This is a genomic window from Thiohalorhabdus denitrificans, from assembly GCF_001399755.1.
GTDB lineage: Bacteria > Pseudomonadota > Gammaproteobacteria > Thiohalorhabdales > Thiohalorhabdaceae > Thiohalorhabdus > Thiohalorhabdus denitrificans.
The window spans coordinates 37,188-52,066 of the sequence record NZ_LJCP01000005.1; the positions used below are offsets into that span (position 1 = coordinate 37,188).

Genomic DNA, 14,879 nt, shown 5'->3' on the forward strand with positions numbered 1-14,879 from the left:
AGATAAGACCCGGAAATCGGGATCGAGACCCTGATCGCCCTGCTCGTACTAGGGGAACAGCAATCATCTTCGGAGCCCTTCTTCAGCCCTCTTGCCTTGGCCGTTCTCCGCGCTCTCCGCGCCCTCTGCGGTTACCTTGTTGCCGTAGAAAATGGATTAACCGGCCTGGAACTGCGCCAGGAAGCGCACGTCGTTCTCGAAGAACAGGCGCAGGTCGTCCACCCCGTAGCGCAGCATGGTCAGGCGCTCTACCCCCATGCCGAAGGCCAAGCCGCTGTAGCGGTCGGCGTCGACTCCCACATGGCCAAAGACATTGGGATGGATCAGCCCGGCCCCGAGCACCTCCAGCCACCCGGTGTGCTTGCAGACCCGGCAGCCGGCCCCCTCGCAGATCACGCAGCCGATATCCACTTCCGCAGAGGGCTCGGTGAAGGGGAAGTAGCTGGGCCGGAAGCGAACAGGCAGATCATCGCGCTCGAACAGGCGCTGCAGGAAGTCCTGCAGGAGCCCCTTAAGGTGGGCGAAGCTCACATGCTCGTCCACCACGAGCCCCTCCACCTGATGGAACATGGGGGTATGGGTGACGTCGCTGTCGCAGCGGAACACCCGGCCGGGGGCGATGGTACGCAGCGGCGGCTCGCGGTCCTTCATGACCCGGATCTGCACCGGGCTGGTGTGCGTCCGCAGCAGCCAGTCGCCGTCGAAGTAGAAGGTGTCGTGCATCATCCGGGCGGGGTGGTCGGCCGGGATGTTGAGGGCCTCGAAATTGTGGAAGGTGTCCTCGACTTCGGGGCCCTTGTCCACCTCGAAGCCCATGGAGACGAACAGGTCCTCGATGCGCTCCAGCATGCGGGTCACTGGATGCAGCCCCCCCACTTCCGCATTGCGGCCCGGCAGGGTCACGTCGATCCGCTCGGCTTCGAGCCGGTGCTCCAGCTCGGCCCGGGCCACCTCCGCCCGGCGCGCGTCAAGAAGGCCGGCCACGGCCTCCTTGGCGGCATTGACGGCCTGCCCGAACTCTTTGCGCTGTTCGGGATCGAGCTGCCCCACCTGTTTGAGCAGGCCCGTAAGCTCCCCTTTCTTACCCAGGTAGCCCACCCGCAAACGCTCCAGCTCGTCCAGGGACTCGGCGGCGCGGATCTCCTCCTCCGCCCGGCCCCGAATGGCCTCCAGCTGTTCCTGCATGCTCGCTCCACGGATTCCGAGTGCGGACGCGGGACGGAACCCCCGCCCCAAACACAAAGGGAGAAAGGGCCAGGCCCTTTCTCCCCGTGACATGCCGTTTCCGGTTCGGGAGACGGCGCCTAGGCCGCCTGGGCTTCCTTGGCCACCTCGACCATGCGGGCGAAGGCCTCCTTGTCCCGCACCGCCAGATCGGCGAGGACCTTCCGGTCCACCTCCACCCCGGCGTTGCGCAGGCCGCTGATGAACCGGCTGTAGCTCAGGCCATGCTCCCGGGCGCCCGCGTTAATCCGGGTTACCCACAGGCGGCGGAAATCGCGCTTGCGCTGCTTGCGGTCGCGGTACTGGTACTGGGCCGCGCGCTCGACAAACTCGTTGGCGACTCGGAAACAGTTCTTCTTGCGGCCCTGGAAGCCCTTAGCCTGCTTCAGGATCTTCTTGTGCCGGCGGCGGGATTCGACGCCGCGCTTGACTCGTGCCATTTCTACTCAGCTCCTTGGAACTTTGGGCCCCACGCAGATCCCGCAAGCGGGTCCCCGCAGGAGTCCAACGGATTTCGGCGACCCACCAGGAAGCAGGCCACCACGGCCCCTTACACGAAATCAGGTATAGGGGAGCATCCGGCGCACGTTACGCACTTCCACCTTGGAAACCAGATCCGGCTTCCGCAGGCCGCGCTTGCGGTCCCGATCCTTCTTGGTACGGATGTGGCTGTAGTGCGAGCTGTGGCGTTTGATCTTGCCGCGGGCGGTCACCTTGAAGCGCTTGGCGGCCCCGCGGTTGGTCTTCATCTTGGGCATGACGGCGGCCCTCTCTCGGCCTTAAGTAGAGGATGAACGAGATCTATGCTGCGAGCTGTGCCCGGCTCACTGCGTCTTGTGCGGGGTCACGACCATGATCATCTGCCGCCCTTCCAGCTTGGGCTGCTGCTCCACCTTGCCGTACTCCGAGAGATCCTCCTCGATGCGCTGGAGAATCCCACGCCCGATGTCCTGATGGAGCATCTCCCGGCCGCGGAAGCGCATGGTCACCTTGACGCGATCGCCCTGCTTGAGGAACCGGATGGCGTTCTTGAGCTTGACCTGGTAGTCGTGCTGATCCGTCTTGGGACGGAACTTGACTTCCTTGAGCTGGACCTGCTTCGTCTTCGCCTTGGCACGGTGGGCCTGCTTGCTGGCCTCGTACTTGTACTTGCCGTAGTCCATGATCTTGCACACAGGCGGCTCCGCCTGCGGCGAGACCTCGACCAAGTCGAGACCGGCCTCGTCCGCTCTATCGAACGCTTCCTGGAGGGAAACAACGCCTACCTGCTCGCCCTCGGCGTCAACCAGGCGCACCTCTTCGGCTTCGATGTCCTCATTGACGCGCGGCTGTTTCTCCTGTTTAGCGATCTCTAGCCCTCCGATTCAATCTGTTTGTTATCGACCTCGGTCCGCAGACGGTCGATAAACGTGCCGACATCCATGGCCCCCAGATCCTCCCCGGACCGGTGGCGCACGGATACCTGGCCGGATTCCATTTCCTGGTCCCCCACCACCAGCATGTAGGGGACCTTGTCCATGGTATGCTGACGTATTTTAAAGCCGACCTTTTCGTTCCTCAAGTCGGCCTCCGCCCAAAATCCGGCGTTTTTCAGCTTATTCGCCACCTCGGCGGCGTAGTCGGCCTGGTGGTCGGTGATGGGGAGCACCTGCGCCTGAACCGGGGCCAGCCAAGCCGGGAACTTGCCGGCATAGTGCTCGATCAGGACGCCGAAGAAGCGTTCCAGGGAGCCGAAGATGGCCCGGTGGATCATGATCGGCCGGGAGCGCCCGCTCGATTCGTCCACATACTCCAGATCGAACCGCTCCGGCAGGTTGAAGTCAAGCTGCACGGTGGAGCACTGCCACTGCCGGCCGATGGCGTCGCGGATCTTGAAGTCGATCTTGGGGCCGTAGAAGGCGCCGCCGCCCTCGTCCAGGTGGTAATCCAGGCCGCGCGACTCGATGGCGCCGCGCAGGGCGTTCGTGGCCTTGTCCCAGATCTCGTCCGAGCCCACCGACTTCTCCTCCGGCCGAGTGGAGAGAAACAGGTCCACGTCCTCGAAGCCGAAGGTATTGAGCACGCGCAGGGTCAGCTCCAGGACCCCACCGATCTCCGCCTCGAGCTGATCCTCGCGGCAGAAGATGTGGGCGTCGTCCTGGGTGAAGCCGCGCACCCGCATCAGACCGTGCAGGGCCCCGCTCATCTCGTAGCGGTACACCGTGCCCAGCTCGGCCCAGCGGATGGGCAGTTCGCGGTAGGAGCGCAACTGGTCCTTGTACACCAGGACGTGGAAGGGGCAGTTCATGGGCTTGATCTCGAACGGATGCCCTTCCACCTCCATGGCCGGATACATGGAGTCGTTGTAGAAGTCCGCGTGGCCGGAGGTCTGCCAAAGGTCGTAATCGGCCACGTGCGGGGTGTACAGAAACTCGTAGCCGGCGCGCTCGTGCTCGGTGCGCCAGTACTCCTCGATGCGGCGCCGGATCCGCGCCCCCTTGGGGTGCCAGAACACCAGGCCCCCACCGGCATCCTCCTGGATCGAGAACAGGTCGAGCTGCTGACCGAGCCGGCGGTGGTCGCGTTTTTCCGCCTCTTCCAGCTGCTTGAGGTAGCGCTTCAGGGCCTTTCTGTCGGACCACGCGGTGCCATAGACCCGCTGCAGCATCTCGTTGCGGGCGTCACCGCGCCAGTAGGCCCCGGAGACCTTGGTGAGCTTGAAGGCCTTGAGCTTGCCCGTGCTCGGCACGTGCGGCCCCCGGCACAGGTCGACGAAATCGCCCTGCCAGTAGACGGACACGTCCTCGTTATCGGGGATCTCGCCGATGATCTCCGCCTTGTAGACCTCCCCCTCGTCCCGGAAGAAGCGGATGGCTTCGTCCCGGTCCCAGACCTCGCGCCGAACCGGCTCATCCCGCTCGGCGATCTCGGCCATCTTCTCCTCGATGGCCTCCAGATCTTCCGGGGTGAAGGGCCGGTCGTAGGCGAAATCGTAATAGAAGCCGTTCTCCACCACGGGGCCGATGGTTACCTGGGCCTCCGGAAACAGTTCCTTCACCGCCTCCGCCAGGAGGTGGGCCGTGGAGTGCCGAATAACCTCCAGGCCTTCCTCGTCGTCGGCGGTGATGATGGCCACCTCGGCGTTATCCGGGATCGGAGCGGAAAGGTCCACAAGGCGCCCGTTCACCTTGCCGGCGACGGCGGCCTTGGCCAAGCCAGGTCCGATGTCGGCGGCGACGTCGCCAACGGTGACCGGCTTCTCGAATTCCTTCTTGGACCCGTCGGGTAGGGAAACGGATGGCACCGCGGACTCCCGTGCTTGCTTGAACCGGAGCTCGGATTCGGACAGGAACCGGAAGTTTGGCCCTCCCCTGCCGCACCGAGTTCCCTGGAAACAAAAAAAGGCATCCGCCCGGATGCCTCGAGTCAGGATATGGTAGGCGCGGGCGGTTTCGAACCGCCGACCTCTACCGTGTCAAGGTAGCGCTCTCCCGCTGAGCTACGCGCCTTTAGGGAATTCAGAAAAATACCACTCTGCAGCTCCGAGGGTCAACCCTGTCCGGCCCGGGCCCGCCTTCCGGCCGGGCGGGCCCGGGCCGTCCTTACAGGGACCGAACGGCGAACAGGGACAACTCCACCAGAGGGGCCGGGACGATGCCCAACAGGAGCACCGCCAAGGCGTTCAGGGACAGGGCCCCGGTGGCGAGACCATCCCGATCCGGGGTCAGCTCAGCGCCGGGGGCGTCGAAATACATCACCTTCACCACCCGCAGGTAGTAGAAGGCGCCGATCACAGCCATGAGGACACCGAACACCGCCAGTCCCACCATGTCCGCCTGCACGGCGGCCTGGAAGACGTACAGCTTGGCCATGAAGCCGCCCGTGGGGGGGACTCCGGCCATGGCGAACATCAGGATCATCATCAGGAAGGCCTTCCAGGGATGGCTCTGGGAAAAGCCGGCGTAGTCCTCGATGCGCTCCCCGGCCACGCCCTGGCGGTGCATCATGGTCACCAGGCCGAAGGCGGCGCCGCCCATGAGGGTGTACATGACCATGTACATCATGGTCGGCATGTAGCCGGTTGCGGCGGTGGGGGCCGCGGCCAAGCCGATGAGCAGGTAGCCCACGTGGGCGATGGCCGAATAGGCCAGCATCCGCTTCAGGCTGCTCTGGGCAATGGCAACTACGTTACCGACCACCAGCGACAGCACCGCCAGGATGGCCGCGATCTCCTGCCACTGGGCCGCCATGGGGCCGAGCCCGTCCACCATGACCCGCAGAAGCAGGGCGAAGGCCGCAAGCTTGGGCGTGGAGGCGAGCAGGGCGGTGATCGGGGAAGGCGCGCCCTGGTAGACGTCGGGCACCCACATGTGGAACGGAACGGCGCCCAGCTTGAAGGCCAGGCCGATGGCGACGAACACCACGCCCATCACCATGAGGGGATCGTCCACCCCCACCTCGCCCGCGTGACTGGCCACGTCGGCGATCAGCAGGCTGCCGCTGGCGCCGTAGAGCAGCGAGAGGCCGTAGAGGAATACCCCCGAGGCCAGCGAGCCGAGGATGAAGTACTTGAGCGCCCCCTCGGTGGCCGGCACGGAGTCCCGGTCCATGGCGATCATGGTGTACAGGGACAGGGACATGAGCTCCAGGCCCAGGTAGGCCATCAGCAGCGTCCCCGCGGAGGCCATGAGCATCATGCCCGTGGTGGCGAGCAGCACCAGAATGAACAGCTCGCCCTTGTACATCTCCAGACGCTGCAGCGGGCGCCGGGCGTAGATCACCACCAGGGCCGTCATCACCAGCAGGACGAGCTTCAGGACTCCGCTCAGGGAGTCGTGCACGAAATGGCCGTGGAAGGCGGTCTCTCTCGCCTCGGGCAGCCCGTTAACGGCCAGCAGGGCCCCCACCAGCAGGGTCAGGACGGTGGCGCCATAGGTGATGCCCCGCTGCCCCGGCTTCAGGTACAGGTCCAGGACCAGGATCACGCAGGCCATCGCCACCACGAAAAGCTCGGGGAGGATGGCCCCCAGGTCGCTCGCTGAAAACTCCATGCGTTCCTACCCTCTTACCCGGGATCGCTTGCCGCGATCAGAGCTTGGTGGTGTTGACCTGCTCGACCAACTGGGTGACCGAGCTGTCCATGATCTCCAGGAAAGGCGCCGGCCACAGCCCCATCAGGAGCACGAGGACCGCCAGGGGAGCGAAAACCCACTTCTCCCGCACCGACATGGGCGGCATCTCCCGTTCGACCTTCTCGGAGGTAATGGCGCCGAAGATGACCCGCTTGTACAGCCAAAGCGTATAGGCCGCGCCGAGGATCAGGGTGGTCGCGGCCAGGACGGCGAACCAGGGCTGCACCTCGAAAGCGCCCAGGATCACCATGAACTCGCCCACGAACCCGGAGGTGCCGGGCAGCCCGGCGTTGGCCATGGCGAACAGCATGAAGAAGGCGGCGAACACCGGCATGACGTTGGCGACCCCGCCGTACTCGCTGATCCGCCGGGTGTGCAGCCGGTCGTACATGACGCCGATGCACAGGAACAGGGCGGCGGAGACGAAGCCGTGGGAGATCATCTGCACGAGCCCCCCGGCCACGCCCTGGTTGTTGAACATGAAGTAGCCCAGGGTCACGAAGCCCATGTGGGCAATGGAGGAGTAGGCCACCAGCTTCTTCATGTCCTCCTGCACCAGGGCCACTAGGCCGATGTAGACCACTGCCACCAGCGACACGGCGATCACCAGCCAGGCCAGCTCGTGGCTGGCGTCCGGGGTGATGGGCAGGGAGAAGCGCAGGAAACCGTAGCCGCCCATCTTCAGCATGATGGCCGCCAGGATCACCGACCCGGCGGTCGGAGCCTCCACGTGGGCATCGGGCAGCCAGGTGTGCACCGGCCACATGGGCACCTTCACGGCGAAGGCGATCAGGAAGGCCAGGAAGATCCACACCTGCTCCGCCAGGGACAGTTGGACATCATGCAGGGCGAGGATGTCGAAGGTGCCGGCCTGGGCGTAGAGGTAGACCAGCGCCACCAGCATCAGCACGGAGCCGAAGAAGGTGTAGAGGAAGAACTTGATGGTGGCGTAGATGCGGTTGGGCCCGCCCCAGATCCCGATGATCAGGAACATGGGGATCAGCATGGCCTCCCAGAACACGTAGAACAGCACCGCGTCCAGCGCCGAGAAGACGCCAATCATCAGGCCGTTCATGATCAGGAAGGCGGCCATGTACAGGGGCACCTGCCGGGTGATGGACTCCCAGGAGGCGGCCACGGCGATCATCGTGGACAGGGAGGTGAGCAGCACCAGCAGCACCGACAGGCCGTCCACGCCGAGCTTGTAATGGATATCGAAGGCCGGGATCCACACCCGGTCCTCGACGAACTGCATGCCCGCCGTTCCGGTGTCGAAGCCCACCAGCAGCAGCGTGGTGATCAGGAACACCACGCCGGATACCACCAGGGCCAGCCACCGGGCCATCTCATCGCGGTTACGGCCCAGGGCCAGGACCAGCAGCCCGCCCAGGATGGGCAGCCAGACGGATAGACTCAGGATGGGAAGCTGTTCCACGGGGTCCTCTCCAGAAGCGTTTTCCCGGACCGACGGTTACCGGATCAGGTACCAGCTGACGAGGACGAACACCCCGATCAGCATGGAGAAGGCGTAGTGATAGACGTAGCCGCTCTGCAGGGCTCGAAGCCGGCCGGACAGGGCGGCGATGCGGCGGGCGGTGCCGTTAACCAGGCCGTCGTCGATGATGTCCTGGTCGCCCCGCCGCCACAGGAAGCGGCCCAGCCCGATGCCCCCCTCGGCAAACACCCGGTCAAAGAGCGCATCGAAGCCGTACTTCTTGTCCAGGATCCCGTAGACGGGGCCGCTGGCCTCGGCGATCTTCGCCGGCAGCCCCGGCCGCACCATGTACAGGTAGTAGGCGGCGCCAATGCCCAGTAGGGCCAGGGCCAATGGGATGTAGACCTGCCAACCACCATGGTGATGGTGCAGCTCCTCCAGGACCCGGTGGCCCTCGGCCACGTACAGCGCGTCGCCGAAGAAGCCGCCGAAGGCGACGGGCTCGATCCAGACGAAGCCGGCGAAGACCGAAGGGAGGGCGAGCAGGACCAGCGGCACGGTGATCACCCGGGGGGATTCATGGACGTGCGCCCTGGTGTGCTCGTCCATGCGCTCCTCGCCGTGGAAGGTCATGAAGTACATGCGGAAGGTGTACAGGGCGGTGACCACCACACCGGCCAGCACCGCCAAGTGGGCGAACCCGGCCCCCGGGATGTGCGAGAGCGCGGTGGCCTCGATGATGGTGTCCTTGGAATAGTAGCCCGCGAAGGGCCAGATCCCGGCCAGCGCCAGGGCGCCGACCAGGAAGGTCCAGTGGGTAATCGGCATGTACTTCTTCAGGCCGCCCATCTTGCGCATGTCCTGCTCGTCCAGCACGGCGTGGATGGCCGAGCCGGCGCCCAGGAACAGCAGCGCCTTGAAGAAGGCGTGGGTCATGAGGTGGAAGATACCGGCGGCGTAGGCGGACACGCCCATGGCCACCACCATGTAGCCCAGCTGGCTGAGGGTGGAGTAGGCAATCACCCGCTTGATGTCGTTCTGCACCAGCCCGATGAGCGCCATGAACAGGGCGGTCACCGCGCCGACGATCAGCACCACCGCCAGGGCGGTCTCGCTATGCTCGAAGATGGGGGACAGCCGCGCCAGCATGAAGACACCCGCGGTCACCATGGTGGCGGCGTGGATCAACGCCGAGATGGGCGTGGGGCCCTCCATGGAGTCCGGCAGCCACACATGCAGCGGCACCTGGGCCGACTTGCCCATGGCGCCCACGAACAGGGCAATGGCGATGAAGGTCACCACCGACCATTCCCATCCGGGGATGAGGGCGAAGGTGGTGCCCGCAAGGTTTCCCACCTGCGCGAACACGGCGTCGTACTGCAGGGTCCCGAACCAGGCGTAGACGGCGGCGATGCCCAGCAGGAAGCCGAAGTCGCCCACCCGGTTGACCAGGAAGGCCTTGAGGTTGGCGGCGATGGCCGTGGGCCGCTTGTACCAGAAGCCGATCAGGAGGTAGGAGACAAGCCCCACGCCTTCCCAGCCGAAAAACAGCACAAGGAAGTTGTTGCCCATGACGAGCATGAGCATGAAGAAGGTAAACAGGGAGATGTAGCTGAAGAACCGGTTGTACCCGGGATCCCCGTGCATGTAGCCGATGGTGTAGACGTGCACCAACAGGCTGACGAAGGTGACCACCGTCATCATCAGGGCGGTCAGCGGATCGATGAGGAAGCCCACCTCCAGGCTCAGGTCCCCGCTCACCAGCCAGGTGTAGACCGTGCCGTTGAAGGTGTTGCCCTGCAGGACGTCGGCCAGGACGTAAAGGGAAAGCAAGAAGGAGATGGCCACACCGGGAATCGCCCAGCGATGCCCCACCTCCCGGTCGCTCAGGGCCTTGGTCCCGGCCATGATGGCCCCCGCCAGCGAAGCCAGCGGGATCAGCAGGTAAAGCGCTTCCATGGTTGCCGCTTCCCCTTCCGAGTGGTTGGTCGCACCCCGCCAGCCGCGTGCGGGGCCCCTTTTGGATTCCGGTCCCGGGGCGGGCCGTCAGCCTTGCAGGCTGTTGATATCGTCCACGTCGATGCTGCGCTTGTTGCGGAAGAACAGCACCAGGATGGCCAGGCCGATGGCCGCCTCCGCGGCCGCCACCGTGAGGATGAAGAACACGAACACCTGGCCGTCGAGGTTGTTGAGGTGCTGGCTGAAGGCGATGAAGTTGATGTTCACCGCCAGGAGGATCAGCTCGATGGCCATCAGGATGGTGATGACGTTCTTCCGGTTGAGGAAGATCCCCATCACGCCGATGGCGAAGACGATCGCTCCCAGCACCAGATAGTTCGAAAGCGGAATCATGCGTTCTCCCAGGTCCTGTACGGGACGTCCGCCCGTGGTCCTATTGCTCGGTGCCCTGGCCGCCTTCGGAGGGCATGTCCACCATGCGCACGCGGTCGCCGCGCCGCACCTGCACCTGCTCCCCAGGCTCCTGGTACTTGGAATCGGGCCGGCGCCGCAGGGTCAGGGCAATGGCCGCCACCAGGGCCACCAGGAGCACCAGGGCCGCCACCTCGAAGGGCAGGAAATAGTCGGTGTACAGCACCCGGCCGAGCAGGGTGGTGTTCCCGGTCTCCTCGCCGCCGATAGCGCTCCCCCCGCCGATCATCGGGGCCTCGCCCCCGGCCGTGAGCGCCATGGCCATCTCCACCACCAGGATGAAGGCGATCACCGCCCCCAGGGGCAGATAGTTGAGGATCCCCTCGCGCATCCGGGACAGGTTGATGTCGAGCATCATGATGACGAACAGGAACAGCACCATGACCGCACCCACGTACACCAGGATCAAGGTGAAGCCGAGGAACTCGGCGCCGGCCAGGATGAACAGGGCGGCGCCGTTGAAGAAGGCCAGCACCAGGAACAGCACCGAATGGACCGGGTTGCGGGCCGAGATCACCATGAAGGCGGAGGCCACCAGGATGGTGGCGAACAAGTAGAAAATGGCCTCTAGGGCAGACATGGTCGCTGTCTTTCCTCGCTTGCGCGGTCGCTAGTAGGTGACTCGCCGGTAATGGCACGCACGCGCCCGTCCTCGGCCCCGGCGGCGGGGGCCGGCCCCATGCCCGGGGCGGGGGCTCAGCGGTATGGCGCGTCCAGGCGCCGGTTCTCGGCGATCTCCGCTTCGTACTTGTCGCCGATGGCCAGCAGGGTTTCCTTGCCGTAGATCAGGTCGCCCCGCTCCTCCCCGTGGAACTCGAAGATGTGGGTTTCCACGATGGAGTCCACCGGGCAGGACTCCTCACACAGCCCGCAGTAGATGCACTTGGTGAGATCGATGTCGTAGCGGGTGGTCCGGCGCGTGCCGTCGTCCCGCTCCTCGCTCTCGATGGTGATGGCCAGAGCCGGGCAGACGGCCTCGCACAGCTTGCAGGCGATGCACCGCTCCTCGCCGTTCGGGTACCGCCGGAGGGCATGGAGGCCGCGGAAGCGCGGCGACATGGGCGTGTACTCGTCCGGATACTGGACGGTGATCTTCCGCTTGAACATGTGGCGGCCCGTGAGCATAAGGCCGCGCCACAGCTCCGTCAAAAAGAAGGTCTGGAAGAACCTCGGGCCGGACATGGTTCGTGCTCCCATCTATCAGTGGAAGATCGGGGCCAGGGGCGTCAGGTTGGCCACGGCGATCACCAGGATCCACACCAGCGTCACCGGGATGAAGACCTTCCAGCCGAGCCGCATGATCTGGTCATAGCGGTAGCGCGGGAAGGTAGCCCGGAACCAGAGGAAGAAGAACAGGAACAGCGCTGTCTTCAGCAGCAGCCAGACGGGGCCCGGGATCCAGGTAAAGGGGGCCACCGGCAGCGGGGCATCCCATCCGCCCAGGAACAGGAGGGCGGTCAGGATGGAAATCAGGATCATGTTGGCGTATTCCGCCAGGAAGAACAGGGCGAAGGTCATGCCGGCGTATTCCACGTGGAAGCCCGCCACGATCTCCGATTCGCCCTCGGCCACGTCGAAGGGCGCCCGGTTGGTCTCCGCCACGCCCGAGATGAAGTAGACCACGAACAGCGGCAGCAGGGGCAGGAAGTACCAATTCCAGATGCCCCCCGTCTGCGCCTCCACGATCTGGCCGATGTTCAGGCTGTTGGCCGCCATGATCACCCCGATCAGGGCGAAGCCCATGGCGATCTCGTAGGCGATCATCTGCGCGCCGGCCCGCATGGAGCCGAGGATCGCGTACTTCGAGTTGGCGGCCCAGCCGGCCATGATGATGCCGTAGATGCCCAGGGCCGTTACCGCCAGCAGGAACAGCAGGCTGACGTCGATATCCGCCAGCACGGGGTTAATCTCCCCGATGGGGGTGTCGTAGGTGGGCCCGAAGGGGATCACCGCCCAAGCCAGCAGCGCGGGACCGAGCGAGAGGAGCGGGGCGATGATGTAAACGGCCTTGCTCGACTGCGTGGGGAAGATGGATTCCTTGAACAGCAGCTTTAGGGCATCGGCGATGGGCTGCAGCCAGCCCCGCGGACCGACCCGGTTGGGTCCCACCCGTAGCTGGATGTAGCCGATCACCTTGCGCTCGGCGAAGGTCAGGTAGGCCACCGCGAGCATCAGCGGTACGAGGACGGCCACGATCTGGGCCAGAATCCAGGCCACCGGCAGGACGTACTCGAATGTCCATGAGGCCAAGGTCATCCATCACCCCTTAAGTTTGGTACCCGGAAACCGGGCCGGCGCATCGCCGGCCCCCGCGGCTACTTGTTCGTTTCCACCCGCACGCGCCCGTAGGCGGGACCCAGCGGGGCGGAGTCCTCGCCAGCCGGAATCCACGCGGCCCCGCGGGGAACCCCCTCGTCCAGATGCACGGGCAGCCAGACCGCCCCGCCCTCCCCGGCGAAGCGCGCCTCGGCGTACTCGCGGAGGCCGAGCTCGGCGGCGGTGTCGGGGTGGAGGAAGGCCCGCAGGCCGCCGAACTGCTCCTGGAGGGACGGGGCGTGCCGCACGAACAGATCGTCGTGGTAGATGTGCCGGCTGGGGATCCGCCACAGACCCTCCCCGCCCACGGCCTGGGGCTCCGGCTCGTAGGCGACCTCCGCCGGGGACCCGCCCAGGGTGACGCCGGCCCGAGCCACCGCGGCCTCCGCGTGGGTCCGGACCTCATCCACCTCGACGAACTCACTGCCCGGCACACCCAGGCTATGGGCGAGGACCCGCAGGATCTTCCAGGCCGGCCGGGCCTCCCCGGCGGGGTTGGCCGCCGGCCGCATGGCCTGCAGCCGGCCTTCCCCGGACAGATAGGTGCCCTCGTTTTCAGGGTGAGCCGCCGCGGGCAGCACCACATCGGCGTGCTCCGCGGTGGCCGACCAGTGGCTGGTGATCACAAGACGGAATTCCGCCTCGCCGAGGGCCCGCCGGGCGGCCACCGGATCCCCGGCCTCCACCAGCGGATCGGCGCCGACGACCACATACCCCTTGCGGGCCTCCTCGCCGAGGAAGGCCGTGGCCGGGCGGCCCTGGCGGACGCCGTCGCCGCCCGGACCCCGATGCGGGACGCAGCCCATGGCCCAGGCCCCCACGCTGTTGGCGTAGGGCGCCAGGTACCCGAAGCGGGCTCCGGCCAACCCGGCGAGGCGCCGGGCCTGGGCGACGATCTCCGCGGCCTGCGGGTGCTCCTGGGCCTGGGTGCCCACCAGCACCGCCACCCGTTCCCCCTGATGGAGGGAGTGGGCCACTCGGTCCAGGGCCTCCTGCTCCAGCCCGGCCTCCTCCGGGTCCACGTCGGCCGGGGCGGACTCCCCGGTCGTACGGGCCAAGGCCGCAGCCAACGCGGCCACCGCCGGGGATTCGGCGCCGGGGGCATGGACCAGGTGAGCCAGGTACCGGAAGTTCTCCGGGTAGGCCACGGGGTTCAGGGTGGAGATCTCGGCGCCCTTCTTGGCCGCCTTGTGCAGCCGATGGTTGGCCAGCGGTTGGTCCTTGCGGGGGTTGCCGCCGATGACCAGCGCCGCGTCCACCGCCTCCAGATCCTCCAGGGTCTGCCCGAGCAGGGGGGTGGCGTCGGCGATGTGGCTATCGAAGTCGGCGTCGGCCCAGTGCTGGCGATGGTCCACCTCCGTGGCGCCAACCCCCCGCACCAGATGCTGGGTGAGCCACTGCTCCTCCAGGGTTGCGGTGGGCGCCACCACGGCGGCAAGGTCCTTGCCCACCGAGCGCAGGCCCCGCAGCGCCGCATCGAAGGCCGCCTCCCAGGAGGCCTCCTGCCACTCCCCGTTCCGCCGGATCATGGGGGTGGTAACCCGGCCGTGCTCCACGGCCTCGTAGGAGAAGCGGCCCTTGTCGCAGATCCACTCCTCGTTGACCGCCTCGTTCACCACCGGCAGGGCCCGCTTCACCTGGCCCTGCACCTCCTCGATCTCCATGTTGCAGCCCACCGAGCAGTGGGGGCACACGGTCTCGTGGCGCTTCATCTCCCACACCCGGGCGGTGAAGCGGTACGGCTTGGAGGTGAGCGCCCCCACCGGGCAGAGGTCGATCATGTTGCCGGAGAGCTCCGACTCCACCGTGCTGCCCACGTAGGTGCCGATCTCCATGTGCTCGCCGCGGAAGGCGGCCCCGAGCTCCATCTGCCCGGCCACCTCCTGGCCGAAGCGCACGCAGCGGGTGCAGTGGATGCACCGGGTCATCTCGGTCTCGATGAGGGGGCCGAGGTCCTCGTCCTCCACCGCGCGCTTCTCTTCCTGGTAGCGCGAATGGCCGGAGCCGTGGGCCATGGCGAGGTCCTGCAGGTCGCACTCGCCGCCCTGGTCGCAGATGGGACAGTCCAGCGGGTGGTTGATGAGCAGGAACTCCATCACCCCGCGCCGGGCGTCCACGGCCGTCTCCGAGTGGGTGTGGATGTGCATGCCGTCGGAAATGGGGGTCGCGCAGGCCGGCACCGGCTTGCGCATCTTCTCCACCTCCACCAGGCACATCCGGCAATTGGCCGCGACCGACAGCTTCCGGTGGTAGCAGAACCGGGGCACGTCGATGCCTAGCTGGTCGGTGACCTCGATGATCATCTGCCCGTCGTCGACGGTGTGCGGCTCGCCGTTTATATAGATCTCGGCCATTGAACCCTA

Annotated in this window: 13 protein-coding genes and 1 tRNA gene; all 14 read right to left on the reverse strand. The window is 66.1% G+C overall.

Translation table 11 applies throughout. The annotated features are described in order from the left end of the window. Window positions 1-156: 156 nt before the first annotated feature. Window positions 157-1,185 (reverse strand): phenylalanine--tRNA ligase subunit alpha, encoded by a 1,029-nt coding sequence (pheS, locus tag AN478_RS00630; protein WP_054964690.1) that lies wholly within the window; start codon window positions 1,183-1,185, stop codon window positions 157-159. A gap of 119 nt (window positions 1,186-1,304) precedes the next feature. Continuing rightward, a complete protein-coding gene (gene rplT, locus AN478_RS00635) occupies window positions 1,305-1,664 on the reverse strand; it encodes a 50S ribosomal protein L20 (protein ID WP_054964691.1) in 360 nt (119 codons plus the stop codon). 120 nt (window positions 1,665-1,784) lie between these two features. Continuing rightward, window positions 1,785-1,982: a 50S ribosomal protein L35 gene (rpmI, locus tag AN478_RS00640; protein WP_054964692.1), complete on the reverse strand. Its 198-nt coding sequence runs from the start codon at window positions 1,980-1,982 to the stop codon at window positions 1,785-1,787. Between the two features lie 66 nt (window positions 1,983-2,048). Then, window positions 2,049-2,573 (reverse strand): translation initiation factor IF-3, encoded by a 525-nt coding sequence (gene infC, locus AN478_RS00645; protein WP_218137472.1) that lies wholly within the window; start codon window positions 2,571-2,573, stop codon window positions 2,049-2,051. 2 nt (window positions 2,574-2,575) lie between these two features. Further along, a complete protein-coding gene (thrS, locus tag AN478_RS00650) occupies window positions 2,576-4,507 on the reverse strand; it encodes a threonine--tRNA ligase (RefSeq protein ID WP_054964693.1) in 1,932 nt (643 codons plus the stop codon). Window positions 4,508-4,637: 130 nt separating this feature from the next. Then, window positions 4,638-4,712 (reverse strand) — tRNA-Val (locus AN478_RS00655). Between the two features lie 93 nt (window positions 4,713-4,805). Further along, the gene (nuoN, locus tag AN478_RS00660) at window positions 4,806-6,254 is read right to left on the reverse strand and encodes an NADH-quinone oxidoreductase subunit NuoN (RefSeq protein WP_054964694.1); all 1,449 of its coding nucleotides are present in this window, start codon (window positions 6,252-6,254) and stop codon (window positions 4,806-4,808) included. Window positions 6,255-6,291: 37 nt separating this feature from the next. Beyond that, the gene (locus AN478_RS00665; protein WP_054964695.1) at window positions 6,292-7,770 is read right to left on the reverse strand and encodes an NADH-quinone oxidoreductase subunit M; all 1,479 of its coding nucleotides are present in this window, start codon (window positions 7,768-7,770) and stop codon (window positions 6,292-6,294) included. A gap of 36 nt (window positions 7,771-7,806) precedes the next feature. After that, a complete protein-coding gene (gene nuoL / locus AN478_RS00670) occupies window positions 7,807-9,729 on the reverse strand; it encodes an NADH-quinone oxidoreductase subunit L (protein WP_054964696.1) in 1,923 nt (640 codons plus the stop codon). An 87-nt stretch (window positions 9,730-9,816) separates the two neighbouring features. Further along, on the reverse strand, window positions 9,817-10,122 hold the full coding sequence (gene nuoK / locus AN478_RS00675) for an NADH-quinone oxidoreductase subunit NuoK (RefSeq protein ID WP_054964697.1): 306 nt from the start codon (window positions 10,120-10,122) through the stop codon (window positions 9,817-9,819). A 40-nt stretch (window positions 10,123-10,162) separates the two neighbouring features. Further along, entirely contained in the window at window positions 10,163-10,780 is a 618-nt protein-coding gene (locus tag AN478_RS00680) for an NADH-quinone oxidoreductase subunit J (protein ID WP_054964698.1), read from the reverse strand. A 116-nt stretch (window positions 10,781-10,896) separates the two neighbouring features. Continuing rightward, window positions 10,897-11,382, reverse strand: a complete 486-nt coding sequence (nuoI, locus tag AN478_RS00685) for an NADH-quinone oxidoreductase subunit NuoI (protein ID WP_054964699.1) — start codon at window positions 11,380-11,382, stop codon at window positions 10,897-10,899. A gap of 18 nt (window positions 11,383-11,400) precedes the next feature. Then, a complete protein-coding gene (nuoH, locus tag AN478_RS00690) occupies window positions 11,401-12,456 on the reverse strand; it encodes an NADH-quinone oxidoreductase subunit NuoH (RefSeq protein WP_054964700.1) in 1,056 nt (351 codons plus the stop codon). Window positions 12,457-12,515: 59 nt separating this feature from the next. Next, window positions 12,516-14,870, reverse strand: a complete 2,355-nt coding sequence (gene nuoG, locus AN478_RS00695; protein ID WP_054964701.1) for an NADH-quinone oxidoreductase subunit NuoG — start codon at window positions 14,868-14,870, stop codon at window positions 12,516-12,518. Window positions 14,871-14,879: the final 9 nt, after the last annotated feature.

Excerpts from the sequence above, each read along its gene's own strand:
- AN478_RS00680 (WP_054964698.1), bottom strand. The coding sequence starts at position 10,780 with ATGTCTGCCCTAGAGGCCATTTTCTACTTGTTCGCCACCATCCTGGTG.
- nuoL (WP_054964696.1), bottom strand. The coding sequence starts at position 9,729 with ATGGAAGCGCTTTACCTGCTGATCCCGCTGGCTTCGCTGGCGGGGGCC.
- rpmI (WP_054964692.1), bottom strand. The coding sequence starts at position 1,982 with ATGCCCAAGATGAAGACCAACCGCGGGGCCGCCAAGCGCTTCAAGGTG.
- nuoK (WP_054964697.1), bottom strand. The coding sequence starts at position 10,122 with ATGATTCCGCTTTCGAACTATCTGGTGCTGGGAGCGATCGTCTTCGCC.
- nuoH (WP_054964700.1), bottom strand. The coding sequence starts at position 12,456 with ATGACCTTGGCCTCATGGACATTCGAGTACGTCCTGCCGGTGGCCTGG.
- nuoI (WP_054964699.1), bottom strand. The coding sequence starts at position 11,382 with ATGTCCGGCCCGAGGTTCTTCCAGACCTTCTTTTTGACGGAGCTGTGG.
- rplT (WP_054964691.1), bottom strand. The coding sequence starts at position 1,664 with ATGGCACGAGTCAAGCGCGGCGTCGAATCCCGCCGCCGGCACAAGAAG.
- nuoN (WP_054964694.1), bottom strand. The coding sequence starts at position 6,254 with ATGGAGTTTTCAGCGAGCGACCTGGGGGCCATCCTCCCCGAGCTTTTC.
- pheS (WP_054964690.1), bottom strand. The coding sequence starts at position 1,185 with ATGCAGGAACAGCTGGAGGCCATTCGGGGCCGGGCGGAGGAGGAGATC.
- nuoG (WP_054964701.1), bottom strand. The coding sequence starts at position 14,870 with ATGGCCGAGATCTATATAAACGGCGAGCCGCACACCGTCGACGACGGG.